Origin of the sequence: Pseudodesulfovibrio alkaliphilus (assembly GCF_009729555.1) — a bacterium.
GTDB lineage: Bacteria > Desulfobacterota > Desulfovibrionia > Desulfovibrionales > Desulfovibrionaceae > Pseudodesulfovibrio > Pseudodesulfovibrio alkaliphilus.
In genome coordinates this window covers 23273-38929 of record NZ_WODC01000013.1, presented here as the reverse complement: position 1 = coordinate 38929, position 15657 = coordinate 23273, and the positions used below count along the sequence as shown (strand labels likewise).

10 protein-coding genes are annotated in these 15657 nt (G+C 61.4%); 8 read left to right on the top strand and 2 right to left on the bottom strand.

Annotated features, from left to right (window positions below):
* The first annotated feature begins 111 nt into the window (after window positions 1-111).
* Window positions 112-369 carry a hypothetical protein gene (locus GKC30_RS14365; RefSeq protein ID WP_155935666.1) on the top strand — a complete coding sequence of 86 codons (258 nt, stop codon included), beginning with the start codon at window positions 112-114 and terminating at the stop codon, window positions 367-369.
* A gap of 243 nt (window positions 370-612) precedes the next feature.
* Here GKC30_RS14365 and asnS read toward each other — a convergent pair whose 3' ends face one another.
* Window positions 613-1980 carry an asparagine--tRNA ligase gene (gene asnS, locus GKC30_RS14360; RefSeq protein ID WP_155935665.1) on the bottom strand — a complete coding sequence of 456 codons (1368 nt, stop codon included), beginning with the start codon at window positions 1978-1980 and terminating at the stop codon, window positions 613-615.
* A gap of 153 nt (window positions 1981-2133) precedes the next feature.
* On the opposite strand from asnS, the gene ftsY reads away from it, so the two are divergent.
* Both ftsY and GKC30_RS14350 read left to right on the top strand, forming a co-directional pair.
* The gene (gene ftsY, locus GKC30_RS14355; protein WP_155935664.1) at window positions 2134-3528 is read left to right on the top strand and encodes a signal recognition particle-docking protein FtsY; all 1395 of its coding nucleotides are present in this window, start codon (window positions 2134-2136) and stop codon (window positions 3526-3528) included.
* A 24-nt stretch (window positions 3529-3552) separates the two neighbouring features.
* A complete protein-coding gene (locus GKC30_RS14350) occupies window positions 3553-5022 on the top strand; it encodes a 30S ribosomal protein S1 (RefSeq protein ID WP_367614157.1) in 1470 nt (489 codons plus the stop codon).
* A gap of 73 nt (window positions 5023-5095) precedes the next feature.
* Here the strand turns inward: GKC30_RS14350 and GKC30_RS14345 are convergent, their stop codons facing one another.
* Window positions 5096-5953 carry an RluA family pseudouridine synthase gene (locus GKC30_RS14345; protein WP_155935663.1) on the bottom strand — a complete coding sequence of 286 codons (858 nt, stop codon included), beginning with the start codon at window positions 5951-5953 and terminating at the stop codon, window positions 5096-5098.
* Window positions 5954-6120: 167 nt separating this feature from the next.
* Between GKC30_RS14345 and GKC30_RS14340 the strand changes: the two genes are divergently transcribed.
* The 5 genes from GKC30_RS14340 (at window position 6121) to GKC30_RS14320 (ending at window position 15596) form a co-directional block, all read left to right on the top strand.
* Window positions 6121-7014: a DMT family transporter gene (locus GKC30_RS14340; protein WP_155935670.1), complete on the top strand. Its 894-nt coding sequence runs from the start codon at window positions 6121-6123 to the stop codon at window positions 7012-7014.
* 68 nt (window positions 7015-7082) lie between these two features.
* Entirely contained in the window at window positions 7083-10247 is a 3165-nt protein-coding gene (locus GKC30_RS14335; protein ID WP_155935662.1) for a UvrD-helicase domain-containing protein, read from the top strand.
* Window positions 10248-13154: a PD-(D/E)XK nuclease family protein gene (locus tag GKC30_RS14330; protein WP_155935661.1), complete on the top strand. Its 2907-nt coding sequence runs from the start codon at window positions 10248-10250 to the stop codon at window positions 13152-13154.
* A 60-nt stretch (window positions 13155-13214) separates the two neighbouring features.
* The gene (lhgO, locus tag GKC30_RS14325) at window positions 13215-14411 is read left to right on the top strand and encodes an L-2-hydroxyglutarate oxidase (RefSeq protein ID WP_155935660.1); all 1197 of its coding nucleotides are present in this window, start codon (window positions 13215-13217) and stop codon (window positions 14409-14411) included.
* Window positions 14412-14495: 84 nt separating this feature from the next.
* The gene (locus GKC30_RS14320) at window positions 14496-15596 is read left to right on the top strand and encodes an NAD(P)H-dependent flavin oxidoreductase (protein WP_155935659.1); all 1101 of its coding nucleotides are present in this window, start codon (window positions 14496-14498) and stop codon (window positions 15594-15596) included.
* The last annotated feature ends 61 nt before the right edge of the window (window positions 15597-15657 follow it).

The following is a 15657-nucleotide window of genomic DNA, read 5'->3' as shown; positions in this document are numbered from 1 at the left end:
GAGCCAGGATCAAACTCTCCAGTTGATAAACTTGGAGAATGTGATCACTCATCCACTCGTTATTAAACGGGCTGTGATTTCGTGATCTTATTTGCTCAACTCGCTATTTAATTGTCAAAGACCATTTCTCTTGCGCCTTCTCAGAACGCCCTGCGCTATGCAGGAAAGTACAATCTAGATTTTTCCAGACCGACCGTCAACCCTTTTTTTCATTTTTTCAAAACAAACTTCGGGCCAACCATTCAGTATCGCTTGAGAAAGAACGAGCCGCCGGGTGATCCTGTCGGGCTTCCCCGTGCGGCGAAAGAGGTTCTAGGTGAATCGCCCTCAGAGGTCAAGCGCTTTTTTTCAAAAAATGAAGCCTTTTGACCACCAAAGACACAAACTGCCAATATTTAATACTTTTTCAACTGACTGCCTGACGACTTTTTTCACATTGTCATCGTATCGCTCCAGATAAAAGCAACATCATGGCTATGAATTCGGGCGACACGCCTCTGGAAGAACGAGCCAAGGGCGGCCTCATCTGGTGTCTGAGCCAGTGTCCCCCATGCGCTACAAATGACAAGGCCCGGCCGCTAGAGCGCCGGGCCTGCCTTACGCGACCTTGTTTTAGAACTCGAGACTATTTGGTGTTCTGGGGAAGGGGATGACATCGCGGATGTTGGTCACGCCGGTTACGAGCATGAGCATCCGCTCAAAGCCCATGCCGAACCCGGCATGGGGGGCTGATCCGAACCGGCGGGAATCAAGATACCACCAGTAGTCTTCCTCGCTCAGCCCCATCTCGCCCATGCGCCCGAGGAGCACGTCGAGCCGCTCCTCGCGCTGGCTGCCGCCGATGAGTTCGCCAATACGCGGCACCAGGCAGTCCATGGCAGCCACGGTTCGCCCGTCATCGTTAACACGCATATAAAAAGGTTTGATGCTTTTGGGATAATCATGGACATACACGGGCTTTTTGAACTGCTCCTCGCACAAAAACCGCTCATGCTCGGTCTGCAGATCCATGCCCCACTCCACCGGGTATTCGAAACTCTTCCCCGCCTTATTGAGGATGTCGATGGCCTCGGTATAAGGCAAACGCGCAAATGAATCCTGCAGCACGTTTTCAAGGGTCAGCATCAGTCCCTTGTCAACCCATTTGGCAAAAAGCTCCACGTCATTGGGGCAATGATCCAGAATATGGGTAATGAGAAATTTGATCATCTCCTCGCCAAGGTCCATGTCATCCGCAAGATCAGCAAAGGCCATCTCGGGCTCGATCATCCAGAACTCGGCCACATGCCGCGGGGTATTGGAGTTCTCGGCCCGGAAGGTGGGGCCGAAGGTGTAGACCTCGCCAAGGGACAAGGCGAACATCTCGGCCGAAAGCTGACCCGAGACCGTGAGCTGGGCTGGCTTGCCGAAAAAGTCCTTGTCCGGCGATGCGTCTGCGCCGGGTTCCAGGCTGGTGACACGGAACATTTCGCCCGCTCCTTCGCAGTCGGAGCCGGTGACGATGGGAGTGTGGACGTAGAAGAACCCTTTGTCGGCAAAGAATTTGTGGATGGCCTGAGCCAATTCGGAGCGAATGCGGAACATGGCTCCGAACTTGTTGGTGCGCGGCCTCAAGTGAGCTATTGTGCGCAAAAACTCGTCGCTGTGGCGCTTCTTCTGCAGCGGAAAAGTTTCCTGATCGGCCTCGCCAAACACCTCGATGGTCCGGCCACGGATCTCCCACTTCTGACCCTTGCCCGGCGACTCCACCAGTTCCCCGCTGATCTGCACCGCAGCGCCGGTGCCAACCCGGTCAAGGACGGACTCGATCTCCGGGGTATGGTCGATGACCACCTGGATGTTAAGCAGGGTCGAGCCATCGTTGAGCTCCACAAAGGAAAATCCCTTGCTGTCGCGCTTGGTGCGCACCCAGCCCATGACCACGATTTCGTCCATGGGCCCGGCGGCTTCCAGGGCGGCGCGTATCTTCGTTCTCTTCATGATTCTGCCATCCTCGAAAGTTTTTCCCGGTTCTAGCTGGTTCGTCACGCCTTGGCAACGATCTGAACGACCTATTTCATCTATTGCCACCTGATGACAGGTGGGCTATGAGAAACGCCCGAGCCACAACGACAATCACCCTATGAGGAGCGGATGGGATTCTTTAGCAAGCTGAAAAAGGTCTGGCAAAGCCCTGAGGACATAGCGCAACAGGCCCTGGACGATTACAAGCGGGAGCATGGCCTGGCAGCCCCCGAAATGGCGTCGATTTCGGAGAATCAAGCTGCCGTGCCCGAAACTCGGCCGACCGCTGACGCATCGCTCCCCGGCATTGAAACCCTCCCGAGCAACGACGGCTGGCGGGCTGGCCTGACGCTGGCCTTGCGACAGGCCGAGCCGAAGCTGTCGCAGTGGCTGACCATCATCACCGCCGATGTTGAAGAGAAAGGTCCACTGCTGTGGGAACGCCTCGCTTTTCTTTTCAATGCGCTGGGTGCGCCGGACGACGAGGCCCGTGAATTCATAAGCCGTTTCGAGGCGTGGCTTGAGGATATGGGCTACCGGACCGTTGACGACTTCCGCTCCGAGCTGCAATACCGGCTGGCCCTGGCCCTGGAGCTGGAAGACGAAGAGGACGAACGCGACCGGCTCTTCCTCAAACTTTCCGACGGCATCGCCAAGACCCGCGAACAAATCACAAGACGCATCGACGGCCTGCTCTCGTCTCACTCACGCCTGGACGACGATTTTTGGGACGAGTTCGAGGAGATACTAATCATGGCCGACGTGGGCATGGAAGCCGCTGGCCAGCTCATGGACAACCTCAAAGCCCGCGCCCGCAAGGCCGGAACGGACAACCCCGAGGATTTCAAGAACATACTGCGCGAGGAATTGGAGGAGATATTCCGCACCCCGCCGCGCATCGAGGCGGTGAACCCTCCCGAGGTGCTGATGATGGTCGGCGTCAACGGCGTGGGCAAGACCACCACCATAGCCAAGCTGGCCTACCGGGCGCAGTTGCAAGGCCGCAAGGTGCTCATCGCGGCAGGTGACACCTTCCGGGCTGCGGCCATTGAACAGCTTGAAGTCTGGGCAAACCGGATCGGAGTTGGATTCTTTGCCAAGGCCGAAGGCTCGGACCCGGCGGCCGTGGCCTACGAGGCCATGGACAAGGCGGTGAGCGAAGGCTACGACCTGCTCCTGCTCGACACGGCCGGACGCCTCCACACCAAGGTCAATTTAATGGAAGAACTGAAGAAGGTGCAGCGGGTGCTGGGCAAGAAGCATCCGGGTGCCCCCCACCGCTGCGTCCTGGTCATCGACGCCACCACCGGCCAGAACGCCCTTTCGCAGACCAAACTTTTCAACGAAGCCGTGGGCCTGGACGAAATCATCCTGACCAAGCTCGACGGCACGGCCAAGGGAGGCGTGGTGGTGGCAGTGACCCTTCAGCACAGACTGCCCATCACCTTTGTCGGCCTGGGCGAGAAGATGGAAGATCTGCGCCCCTTCAACGGCAAGGACTTTGCCAAGGCGCTGCTCACCTAACCCTTTTACAAGACGGTTGAAAACGTGTCCCAAGAATTCAAGGATCGAAACGGCGTGGAAGAAGGCGAGGCGAGCTTCGCCGAACTGTTCGAGCAGTACAGCGAAGGCGGCGGCGATACCCTCAACGTGGGCGACAAGGTGTCCGGCACCGTCATCCAGGTGGGCGAAAACGCCATCTTCGTCGATACCGGCACCAAGCTGGACGGTATTGTGGAACGCGAGGAACTGCTGGACGACGAAGGCAACTGCACCGTCAAGGAAGGCGACATTGTCGAACTGTATGTCGTGGGCAACGATTCCGGCGGCATCAAGCTCTCGCGGGCTCTTTCCGGCATCGGCGGCCTGGCCATGCTCGAAGAGGCCAAGGCCGGCGCCCTGCCTGTGGAAGGCAAGGTTGAATCCACCTGCAAGGGCGGCTTCAACATCACCCTGATGCAGCGGCGCGCCTTCTGTCCTGTCAGCCAGATCGACAACCGCTTCGTGGAAAACGCCGAGGAATACGTAGGCAAGACCCTGGAATTTCTCATCACCAAGCTGGAACAGCACGGCCGTAACATCGTGGTCTCGCGCCGCGCCCTGCTGGAACGCGAGGCAGTGGAGTCCACGGCCACTTTCGTCTCCGAGACAAAAGTGGGTGATGTGGTCGAGGGCGTTGTCACACGTCTCGCACCGTTCGGCGCCTTTGTCGAGATCAAGCCGGGCCTGGACGGACTGGTCCACATCTCCCAGCTCTCCCATGCGCGGGTCGGGCATCCCGAAGAGGCCGTCAGTGTGGGTCAGCGGGTCTCAGCCAAGATCGTGGGCATCGAGCAGACGGACAAACCCGACAAGCTCAAGATATCCCTTTCCATGAAGGAACTGGCCCAGGACCCCTGGGACACCCTCTCCGCCACCTTTGCCGAAGGCGACAAGGTCACGGGCAAGGTCGTGCGGTTGGCCGATTTCGGCGCCTTCGTGGAAATAGCTCCGGGGGTGGACGGTCTGGTCCATGTTTCGGAGATGAGCTACACCAAGCGCATCAACAAACCTGCGGACTTCGTGGCCGAAGGCCAGCAGGTGGCGGTCATGATCAAGTCCATTGATCCCGATAGCCGCCGCATCAGCCTTTCCATGAAAGACGCCGAGGGCGACCCCTGGATGGACGCGGCAGAGAAATACCGCGCAGGTCAACGGGTGCAGGGCGTTGTTGAGAAACAGGAGCAGTTCGGCATCTTTATCCAGCTTGAGCCGGGCATCACCGGCCTCCTGCCCAAGTCGGTCATCGCCCGTAGCGAAAACCCGGCCCCGTTTGAAAAACTCCACTCCGGCGACACCGTGGAGGTGGTCATCGGCGAGGTCAAGGCCGCGGAGCGCAAGATATCCCTGACCACGGGCGACACCCGCGAGGATGGCGACTGGAAGCAGTTCGCTCCCAAAAAACAGACTGCTGTTAGCCCCTCAGGCATGGGGATGCTCGGGGCCAAGCTCCAGGAAGCCCTGAACAAGAAAAAATAGCAGCCTGTCCGCATACACACCAGAATGGCCCGGCCCGCATCACGCGGACCGGGCCATTTTCATGCCTACGGCATCAACGCCAGGGCGGTTCGACCTCGGCAAGGAACCCCGGCAGTTCGACACGCTGATGGTGAAGGAACATGACCGGCCCGGTTGCTCCCGCCCGGCCTTCGACGGGTTCGCCGTACAACGGATCGCCGACAATGGGGTGTCCGAGGCTGGCCAGATGGGCACGGATCTGGTGGCGGGCGCCTTTCATGATCAGGCAGCGCACCAGGGTGGTCTCCGCATCATGGGACAGCGCGGCAACGTCGGTCCAGCGTCGCGGGTCCAGATCATCCTGAGTCAACACGCCGGTAACCGGCCTGTCGTCGGTATCGAGACGACGGCGCACCGTAATCATGCCATCGAGGCGGCCGCGCACACGAGCCAGATAGAACTTGCGCACCGCCCCCGCCTCCTCGGCAGCGCGATACGCTTCGAGACCGCCCGGCCCCAGGCCCACCAGGATCAGCCCAGATGTCAAAAAATCCAATCTGTTGAGCATTATTGGCTCAAGATTTGGAAACAACTCTGGCAACGCGGCCTCCACGGTGACGCCGACCTTGCCCGCCACGGATGCGGAATGCAGCCCGCCCGGCTTGTAGACTGCGGCCAGGGCAGAGGTACGCACGATGACACGGACACGGTCTTGATCGTCGGGCATGACATTCTCCTCGCCGCTGGCTTGTGGCGCGACCAACGCGATGACCTGCCCCGGTCGCACCTTGTATCCCGGCCCCCTGGGGCGGCCGTCCACCTCGATACGCCCCGTCTCGCACAGCCGCCGCCGCAGCCGGAGGCCCGAGCCGGGCATCATCTCGGCCGCGGCCCTGTCCAGCCGCGCTCCGGCCAGGGATTGATCAACAGTGTATTCATCCTGCTTGGGCATGGCGCAGCATACCCTCACAACACTTTGACGCGCAAGGATTTAACTCCCCTTTGACGCGGGCAGTGAAAACCCCTAAACGTAGGTGGCGCAGCCCCAAACACCCCGTTCACCAGGAGAGCCATGCACGCCTTTCCCCTGCCCGCCCTCGCCGCCACGGACCTTGAATGATGGATATTCGCGGCCTGCTCTTTGTCCTTGCGGCGGCCTTCATGTGGGGCGTCATCGGCATCTTTGCCAAGGAAGTGTTGGACCAGGGCGTCTCGGCCCTGGAGATCGCCTTCTGGCGGGCCTTGTTCGGCTGGCTTATGTTTCTGGCCCACGCCCTGGTCATGAGGCAGACCCGCGTTACCCGTGCCGACCTGCCCGCCCTGTTCGGCTTCGGCTTCATCTGCGTCACCCTGTTCTACGGCGCGTACCAGGTCGCCATTCGCGACGTGGGGATGGCCATGGCCGCCGTGCTCCTGTACACGGCGCCGGCCTGGGTGGCCTTCCTCTCCTGGCTGGTGCTCAAGGAGGGGATGACTCCGATCAAAGCGGGCTGCGTGGCCATGACCATCATCGGGGTGGCCTGCATCAGCCTCGGGCCGAAACTGATCAGTGGCGCACAGCTGGAAATCAACCTCTTCGGTCTTGGAGCGGGACTGCTCTCGGGATTCACTTACGCCCTCTACTACATTTTCGGGAAAAAATACCTCTACCGCTACCACACTCCGACCATCTTCGTTTACGCACTCCCCTTTGGCGCAGCTCTGCTTTTCCCTTTCGTGGATTTCCAGCCCAAATCAGGATATGCGTGGACCATGCTCGTACTCATGGCCGGAGTCACCACCTACGGAGCCTTCTCGGCCTATTACGCAGGACTGAAGCGACTGGAGGCCACACGGGCCGCGGTCGTCGCCACCTTCGAGCCCCTGGTGGCGGCTGTTTTCGCCTATCTCCTTTTCGGCGAAACCTTCTCCCTGCTCGGCTATTTCGGCAGTTGCCTGATCATCGGCGCCGTGATCCTGGTGGTCCTCTCATCCAGGACAGCCCCGGCCCGCGCCGTAGCATCAGACGAGTAAACCGACGACCATCGGTTTAGCCATCCGTCAGCAACCACACAGGAACACACCAGGGGACAGTGCAATCCATGTCGGAACTCAAACAGCTCCGGGCATCCGCCGGGTCAGGCAAGACCTACCAACTCACCCGCCGCTTTCTCGCCCTGCTCGACGGGGCCGACGAAAACGCCCGGCCCTTCGCCTGCGTCGGTCGCCCTGGTCGGGGATACGCCTGGCCCGAGATCATGGCCGTGACCTTCACCAACAAGGCTGCCACGGAAATGAAGGAACGGGTGATCAAGGGCCTCAAGCTCGGCGCCCTCGACATGGAAACCGCTGGCCCCCGAACCGCAGCTGCGCCCGAGATGGCAGCAAAGGCCCTCGAATCCATCCTGCGCCGCTACCATCGGCTCAACATCCGAACCATAGACTCCCTGCTGGCCCTGATCCTGCGCCTCTTTGCCCTCGACTTCGGCATACGCCCGGATTTCCAGCTCACCTTTGATGAAAAAACCCTGTTCGACACCGTCTACGAACACTTCACCAGCCTGTGCGACAGCGACTGCCCTGAACGCGACCTGCTCGCCGCAGCCATGGAAACCATGCTCCTTGCCGAAAAACGCGGCAGCTTCTGGCTTCAGGACAAGGTGCGAGACCGGCTGCGAGAACTGACAGCCTTCCTGCGCGACCAGACCGGCCCCATCGAAACGGACCAGGAAGTCATCAGACAGATGCTCTCCGCAGCCCATGCCGAATTCCAACGCGCCGTGAAGGCCATGCGCGGGCATAGCGATGAACGGAGCATCCCGCTCAACGCCAACTTCTCCAAATTTCTGGCCAAATGCGAGGGCCTTGATCTTTTCGACCCAGCGCCCGAATCCGCCATGATCCAAAAGCCCGCCTTTGCCGACTGTGTGTTGAAAAAGGGCCACGGGCTGGCGGACGACCGATCTGAAGCCTTCTATTTCCATTTGCAAGCAGCCTGGCAGACATACGCCGCTGACCACGCCGTGCTTTCGGGGGCGTATTTCCTGGCCCCGGCCATCGCCATCGCCCAGCGGCTTCAAAACGGCATGAACGTGCTGCAAAGGCAGCACGGGCTGGTCCTCGGCTCGGCCCTGGCCGGGTTTGTCAACGAGCTGCTCGCCCACGACGAGGCCGTATCCGAGGCATATTGCCGCATGGGCTGCCGTCTGCACCATCTGCTGGTGGACGAGTTTCAGGACACCAGCCGCGACCAGTGGCGAGCAGTGACCCCCCTGGCCCAGGAATGCCTGGCCAAGGGTGGCTCCCTCTTCTACGTGGGAGACATCAAACAGGCGATCTACGGCTGGCGCGGCGGCGACAGCGCCCTCTTCGACGAAGTCATGACCCAGCCCGACATCGCGGCCCTGGCCCTGACGACCGCCAGCGACACCTTGCCGGACAACTGGCGCAGCTTCGAAACCGTGGTCCGCTTCAACAACGACTTCTTCAGCCACCTCCACGACCCGGAGCAGGCCAGACAGCTGGCCGACACCATCCTCACCACCGCGCCCGCCGACTTCCGGTCAGACTTCGCCCTGGACCTTGCCCGATCTTTCACCGACTGCGCACAGACGGTGGCCGCAAAGAACCTGGGGACCGGCGGATATGTACGCATGGAGCGCCTGACCAGCGGCAGTGCGGAGGAGCTTGTCGAGCAGACCCTTGAGGCGCTGGACACCCTCATGGACGAGTTGCTCGCCCGTCGCCGCTTTCGCGACATCGCCGTGTTGGTGCGCTCGCACAAGGACGCGGCACTGGTCTGCGACCTGCTCGTGGCCAGGGGCGTCCCGGTCATTACTGAAAACAGCCTCCAACTTGATCGACACCCCTTGGTGCGGCAGTTGGCGGCCTTCCTCGCTTTCCTCGACTATCCGCGGGACGATGTGGCCTTTCTCACCTTCGCCTCGGGCGAGGAGCTGTTTCTGGCCGAGGCGGGCATCGCGGCGGATGAATTTCAGGACTGGCTCATGCGCCCGCGCAAACGGCCCCTGGGTGTCCAGTTCCGCGAAGACTTCCCCGGACCGTGGCAGAGGCTCATCGAGCCCTTCTACAATCAGTCCGGGCTGATGACCCCCTACGATCTGGCCAGCGAGGCCATACGCGTCTTCCGTGCCTTCGACCGCCATCCCCAGGCCGAACTGTATTTGCGCCGCTTTCTCGAGGTGGTCCATCTGGCCGAAGAAAACGGCCACGGCTCCCTTTCCGCCTTCCTCGAATTCTGGGCCGAAAAATCGGATCAGGAGAAGGTGCCCCTGCCCGAAAACATCGACGCCGTACGCATCATGACCATTCATAAAGCAAAAGGCCTTGAATTTCCTGTGGTCATCGTCCCCTTCCACAACTGGAAGGCCGACACGGACAAAGACTACGAAATCCGCCACCACAAAGGGGTGCGACTGCTGGCGCCACTGGGCAAAAGCATGGGCAAACCCTACTTTTCCAGCCTGGGCCGCACCGTGCGCGAACAACTCAACCTGCTCTACGTGGCCTGGACCCGTGCCCGCGAGGAGCTTTACGGATTCTTCACCGAAAAGCCGGCCACCTCGCCCGCCCTGGCGGCCATGAATCTCTTTCTCGACCCGGACGGCCCGGATATCTTCGAGCGCGGCCTGCCCCCCGACCCCGAGATCACCCGACAGCCCCCGGAACCGACTCCACGGCCAGAGCCGCCTGCAATCAGGGAAAACCAGAGGACGGCTCGACTCATGGACTGGCTACCCAGACTGCGCGTCTACCGCCACAGCCTGGACGAATTCTTCTACAACGAGCGGATGCGCGGCCAGGTGGCGCACCGGACCATGGAACACGTCCGCGTCACCGGCAACGACGAGGCAGATGCACATCGCGCCGTGCGGCTGGCCATGGGCGACTTCCCGGCCCTGGGCGCCCTTTCTCCAGAGGAATTGACCCGGCTCGAGGCGGATCTGCGGTCTATGGCCCTGTGGGCCCTTAGCCGCGATGACCTGCGCCGATGGCTGGCCCAAGGCTTACGCGAGCCAGAAATCATGGACATGGACGGCAGCTTCAAGAGGCTGGATCTGCTCCACCTGGGCAAGCGCACCGTGGTGGCAGACTTCAAGACCGGCCAGCCCTCGCCCAAAAACCGGGAGCAGGTGCTCGACTACATGTGCATTCTCCAGGCCATGCCCGGCGTCACCGGGCCGGTCGAAGGCCATCTCGTCTATCTCGACCTGCGCGAAATCCACCGGGTGGAGAGGGAGGCGTAGATGCGCACTGTCACCCTCATCCCCTGGCATGCGGACTTTATCCCCGCTCTTGGACGGCTGCTTGCCACGCGCCCCGACCTGGGCAAGATGACGGTCCTCTTTCCCCACAACAGGCCGCGCCGTTACCTCAAGGCATTCCTGCGCGACCACACGGACATGGTGCGTCCCGCCCTTCTGCCGCGCATGACCTCCATCGCCGATTTCGTGGCCGGACTACGACGCGATCTTACCAACCGGGCCGTAACCCCGGCCAACCGGCTTGATCTCGTGGAGCTGCTGCGCGAGGTGGTCGGCGATCTGCGCCGCGAGGGACGCGGCCTGCTGGCCCGCCTGCCCGAGATGGACCGCGAAACCTTTCTGCCCTGGGGTCTGCGGCTGGCCCGTCTGGCCGACGACCTCATGCGCCAGAATGCGGCCCCGGACAACCTCATCCACATGGACGGCGAAGTCTCGCCCTATGCGGCAGCACTGCTCGAACAGCTCTCGGCCATCCACCTCCGCTATGTGGAAGCCCTCTCGGAGCGCGACTGGACCACTCCCGGCATGGATTGGCGCTTTGTCATCGCCAACATAGCACTGGCAACCGAACATCTGAGGGACTCGCCCATCCTGGCCGCCGGATTTTACGCCCTGAGCAAGGCAGAAGACACTCTGTTCCGTCGGCTGTGGGAAGACGGTCTGCTCCATCCGGTCATCCACTCCGACCCGGCCCTGGCAACAGGCGGCAGTCCCCACTGGGCCACGGCGGAGCATGGGCAATGGCTTACCCGCTGGCAAACCCGGCCGATAATCCCGGCCGGGGAAAACACCCCGGCGCGAGTACCGGCCATCCGATTCTGCGAGGGGTTTGACCGCCATTCGCAATTGGCCGCCCTGGCCGAAGAGCTTGCATCGGCCAGTGGCGGGGAGGAGGCCTCCGGGCTCAACGACACGGCCGTGATCCTGCCTGACGAGGGCGCACTCATGCCCGTTCTTCACCACCTCCCCGTAAGCGACCCCAACATCTCCATGGGCTACCCCCTTGAACGCACCGCCCTGGCCCGGCTGGTGGAAACCATCCTGGCCCTTCAGGAAAACCGCCTGGACGACGGACGCTACCACTGGCGCGACCTCATAGCTCTCATTCGCCATCCCTATCTGCGGCTGCTTGGCCCCGAGGACAGACCGCTACGCAAGCTCTTCCATGTCTGGGAGGCAGTCATCCGTACCGGAGAGCGCTTCCTCGACCCCATGGCCTGGCAGCCCCCCTACGGCGACCCCGTCCTCAAAGACGTGAACGAGGCAATGGCCGAACCGCTACGGCTGACGGTGCTCCACCACTGCCTGACGCCCTTCAGGAACGCCGCCTCCCTGAACGACCTGGGCAACGCCCTGTCCGGGTTGGCGGCCATGCTCCATGCCCATGGCGAAGGGCTTTGGCATACCTATCTGGTGGACGCGGAGTGCCTCTTCCGTCTGACCTCGTCCGTGGTACCGCAACTACGCGGGGCAGAAACAAGCGTCCTGCCCCTGAGCCGTGGAACCCTGTTCTCCATGCTCCGTTCCATGCTCGCCCGGGAGCGTGTCTCCTTCGAGCCTGAACCACTGGCCGGACTCCAGGTGCTCGGTGTGCTCGAAACCCGGTTGCTCCACTTTGAGCGCCTGCACATCCTCGACGCCGTTGAGGAACGACTGCCCGGCACCAACCCCTTTGATCCGCTCCTGCCCGATCCGCTGCGGCGGCTCCTCGATCTGCCCGATGTCCGCCAGCGTGACAACGTCTCGGGCTACAATTTCCACAGGCTGCTCATGGGCGCCCGTGAGGCGGTCATTTATTACCAAAGCGGCATCCGGCCCGGACTGCTGGATCAGAAAAGTGCGCGCAGCCGCTATGTGGAACAGTTGCTCTGGGAGCGGGAAAAACATGAAAACCGACTGGCGGAACCCGGAGATCCCCTGGTCAGAACCGTAACCTTTGCCGCCGGCTCAGTGCCGACAGAACCCCGTCCGATCACGGTCACTCCGGCCGTGCGCGAGGCCCTTGACCGCACCCTGGACAGGCGCGGCCTGTCGCCCTCGACCCTTGATCTCTACCTGAACTGCCCCAAGCGGTTCCACTACGAATATCTGAGCAATGTCCGGTCCGTTGACCAGGTGGCCGAGGACGGCGACCGGGGCGAATTCGGCTCCCTTGTCCACGAGGTCTTGCGGGAGTTTTTCACTCCCCACATCGGCAGGGGCACCGATCTCGCCAGCCTGGACCCGCAGCCGCTCCTGGCCCTGTACGAACAGCGGCTTCGGACGAGCGAGCTCTTCCGCCAACTGCCTGTCGACACCCGCATGGCCCTGCTCATGACCGGACGCCATCGGCTGGCGGCCTTTTCCGCCTCCCAGGAACCAGCCACTCTCCTGGGGCTGGAACAACGTCTCGAAACCACCGTGGATGTCGGGGACAGATCCATCCTGCTTCAGGGATTTCTCGACCGGGTCGAACTCAGAAGCGAGGGCGTGATGGTCCTCGACTACAAAACAGGCTCGGTGACAGCGCCCAAAAAATCCTTCTGGAACGACGACTCCCTGTGGACCAGGATGGAACAATTCGACCCGGCCGACCCAGACCCGGCGCTGCTTCCCGATCTGGCCCGGAGTCTGCGCAGCGTCCAGTTGCCGGTCTATCTCCATCTCCATGCCCGCTGCCAGGGGGAAACGCCCTACGATGCAGGCTTGATCAAACTGGGCGAAGACGGCAGTATCGACCGCCTCTTCGGTCCCAAATGGACCGAAGAGGAACGCACCGAGGTAGTGGGCGAATCCATCCCTCTGCTTATCCGAACCCTGGTCCGACACATGCTCCACGCCGGGGAATTCGCCGCCGCCCCCTCGCGAAACTGCGACCACTGCGGCTTCAAAGGCCCCTGCGGCCGATAGGAGATCAACCATGCAATTCAGCCAAGGCGGCCTCGCCCTGCTCGCAAGGAAGTAAAACCAATGTCCACCTATTCAGCCGACGCCGTCATCTGCGGAGCCGGAATCATCGGCCTGACCATCGCCCGCGAACTGCTGGAAGCGGGGTACCGGGACATTATCGTCTTTGACAAGGAAGACAGGCCGGGTCGCCACGCCTCGGGACGAAACAGCGGAGTGCTCCACGCGGGCATCTACTACGACCCGGGCAGTATGAAGGCCCGCCTGTGCCTGGAGGGCAGCCGCCGTCTGCAGTCGTACTGCGAGGAACGAAAGCTGCCGCTGTTCAAATCGGGCAAGGTCATTGTGGCCCGCGAGGAAAGCGAACTGGCCACCCTCGACGAACTCAAACGACGCGCCGAGGCCAACGGGGCCGAAGTGGAGATGCTCGACGAGGCCGCACTGGCCAAGCTCGAACCCAACGCCCGGACAGCTGGCCGCGCCTTGTACTCGCCTTTGACGGCCGTCGTCGATCCCGGCGCGATCCTCGCAGCCTTGCGCGAGGAACTGGAAAGAAGCGCACGGGTCCGCTTCTTTTTCGACACCCGGTTCCTCTCCCCCAGAAACGGCGCGGTACACACCAGCCAGGGCGACATCAGCTACGGCCTGTTCATCAACGCGGCCGGGGCATACAGCGACAGGGTGGCCCACACCTTCGGCATCGCCGGGAACTACCGTCTGCTTCCCTTCAAGGGCATCTACCGCACCCTGAAAAAACCTGCGGCGGACAAGATCAACGGCTCCATATATCCGGTGCCCAACATCAAGAACCCCTTTCTCGGCGTCCACTTCACCCGCAATGTTCACGGCGACGTATACGTCGGCCCCACGGCCATCCCCGCCTTCGGCCGGGAAAACTACGGGGTAGTGCGGGGCATAGACGGCGAATTCGCGGCCATCCTCCTGCGCGACCTGCACATGTTCCTGAAGAACGAAAAATTCCGGGCCGTGGCCCTTGAAGAGCCGCGCAAATATTTCTTCCGCCATTTCTTCCGCGATGCGGCAAAACTGGTCCGACACATTGCCCCGGCCGACTTCCTGCCCAGTCCCAAAGTGGGCATCCGTCCGCAACTGGTAAACATGCAGACCGCCGAACTGGTCATGGACTTCATGGTCCAGCGCCACGGGGACTCCCTGCACATCCTCAATGCCATCTCACCGGCCTTCACCAGCGCCATGCGCTTTGCGGAACTGGTGGTGCAGGAGCATGTCACTTCATGAAACCCGACTTTTCTTGACTTGCTTAAGAAAACATGCACATAATTTTCCCGCTTTCTTCCACCAGCGACTTGCGAGGTATCCACAATGGCACTTCCGAATCTTAAATTCGGTGAGTTGACCGCCCGGCTTCCCATAATCCAGGGAGGCATGGGGGTCGGCATATCCCTTTCAGGCTTGGCGAGCGCCGTGGCCAACGAGGGCGGAGTCGGCGTTATCGCCACATCCATGATCGGCATGCGCGACCCAAAGCGCGCCAAAGACCCCGAGGGCGCCGACCGGCGCGGGCTCATCGACGAGATCCGCAAGGCCAGGGCCAAGATGACCGATGGCTTGCTGGGCGTGAACATCATGTGCGCTCTGACCAACTACGGCGACATGGTCCGCACTTCCCTGCGCGAGCGCGTGGATGTCATCATCTCGGGAGCTGGGCTGCCCCTTGATCTGCCCGGATATCTGCGCGACGTGTCGCAGGAACTCAAGGAAGACATGCGCACCAAACTGGTGCCCATCGTCTCCTCGGGCCGTGCGGCAGGCATTCTCTGCCGCAAATGGCTCAACAAATTCGGCTACCTGCCTGACGGATTCGTGGTCGAAGGGCCCAAGGCGGGAGGCCACCTCGGCTTCAAGGCCGAACAGCTTGACGACCCGGACTACCAACTGGAAAAGCTCGTCTCCGAAGTCATTGAAGCGGTCACCCCCTACCGCGAGCAACACCACAAGGAAATTCCCGTCATAGCGGCAGGCGGAGTGTACACAGGCGAGGATATCGCCCGCTTTCTGGAGATGGGCGCTTCCGGCGTCCAAATGGGCACCCGCTTCGTGGCCACCCATGAGTGCGACGCGGACGAGCGCTTCAAACGGGCCTACATCGAGGCCAGGCAAGAGGATGTGACCATCATCAAGAGTCCGGTGGGCATGCCCGGCCGGGCTTTGAAGAACAGTTTTCTCGACGCCGTGTCCACCGGACTGAAGCACCCCAGAAAGTGCGTCCACAAATGCCTGCACAGCTGCGCCGAGGACAAATCCCCCTACTGCATCGCCCAGGCACTGGTGAACGCCTACAAGGGCAAGCTCAAGAACGGCTTCGCCTTTGCCGGGGCCAACGCCTACCTTGTCGACAAGATCGTCACGGTCAAAGAACTCATGAACTCCCTCAAGGACGAGTTCGAGCGCTTTCGCAAATAATCCTCCTCGACCTGATAAAACAGAAAAAGACCTCCGCCATCGGAGGTCTTTTTCTGCATTG

Excerpts from the sequence above, each read along its gene's own strand:
- asnS (WP_155935665.1), bottom strand. The coding sequence starts at position 1,980 with ATGAAGAGAACGAAGATACGCGCCGCCCTGGAAGCCGCCGGGCCCATG.
- ftsY (WP_155935664.1), top strand. The coding sequence starts at position 2,134 with ATGGGATTCTTTAGCAAGCTGAAAAAGGTCTGGCAAAGCCCTGAGGAC.
- GKC30_RS14345 (WP_155935663.1), bottom strand. The coding sequence starts at position 5,953 with ATGCCCAAGCAGGATGAATACACTGTTGATCAATCCCTGGCCGGAGCG.
- GKC30_RS14340 (WP_155935670.1), top strand. The coding sequence starts at position 6,121 with ATGGATATTCGCGGCCTGCTCTTTGTCCTTGCGGCGGCCTTCATGTGG.
- GKC30_RS14335 (WP_155935662.1), top strand. The coding sequence starts at position 7,083 with ATGTCGGAACTCAAACAGCTCCGGGCATCCGCCGGGTCAGGCAAGACC.
- GKC30_RS14330 (WP_155935661.1), top strand. The coding sequence starts at position 10,248 with ATGCGCACTGTCACCCTCATCCCCTGGCATGCGGACTTTATCCCCGCT.
- lhgO (WP_155935660.1), top strand. The coding sequence starts at position 13,215 with ATGTCCACCTATTCAGCCGACGCCGTCATCTGCGGAGCCGGAATCATC.
- GKC30_RS14320 (WP_155935659.1), top strand. The coding sequence starts at position 14,496 with ATGGCACTTCCGAATCTTAAATTCGGTGAGTTGACCGCCCGGCTTCCC.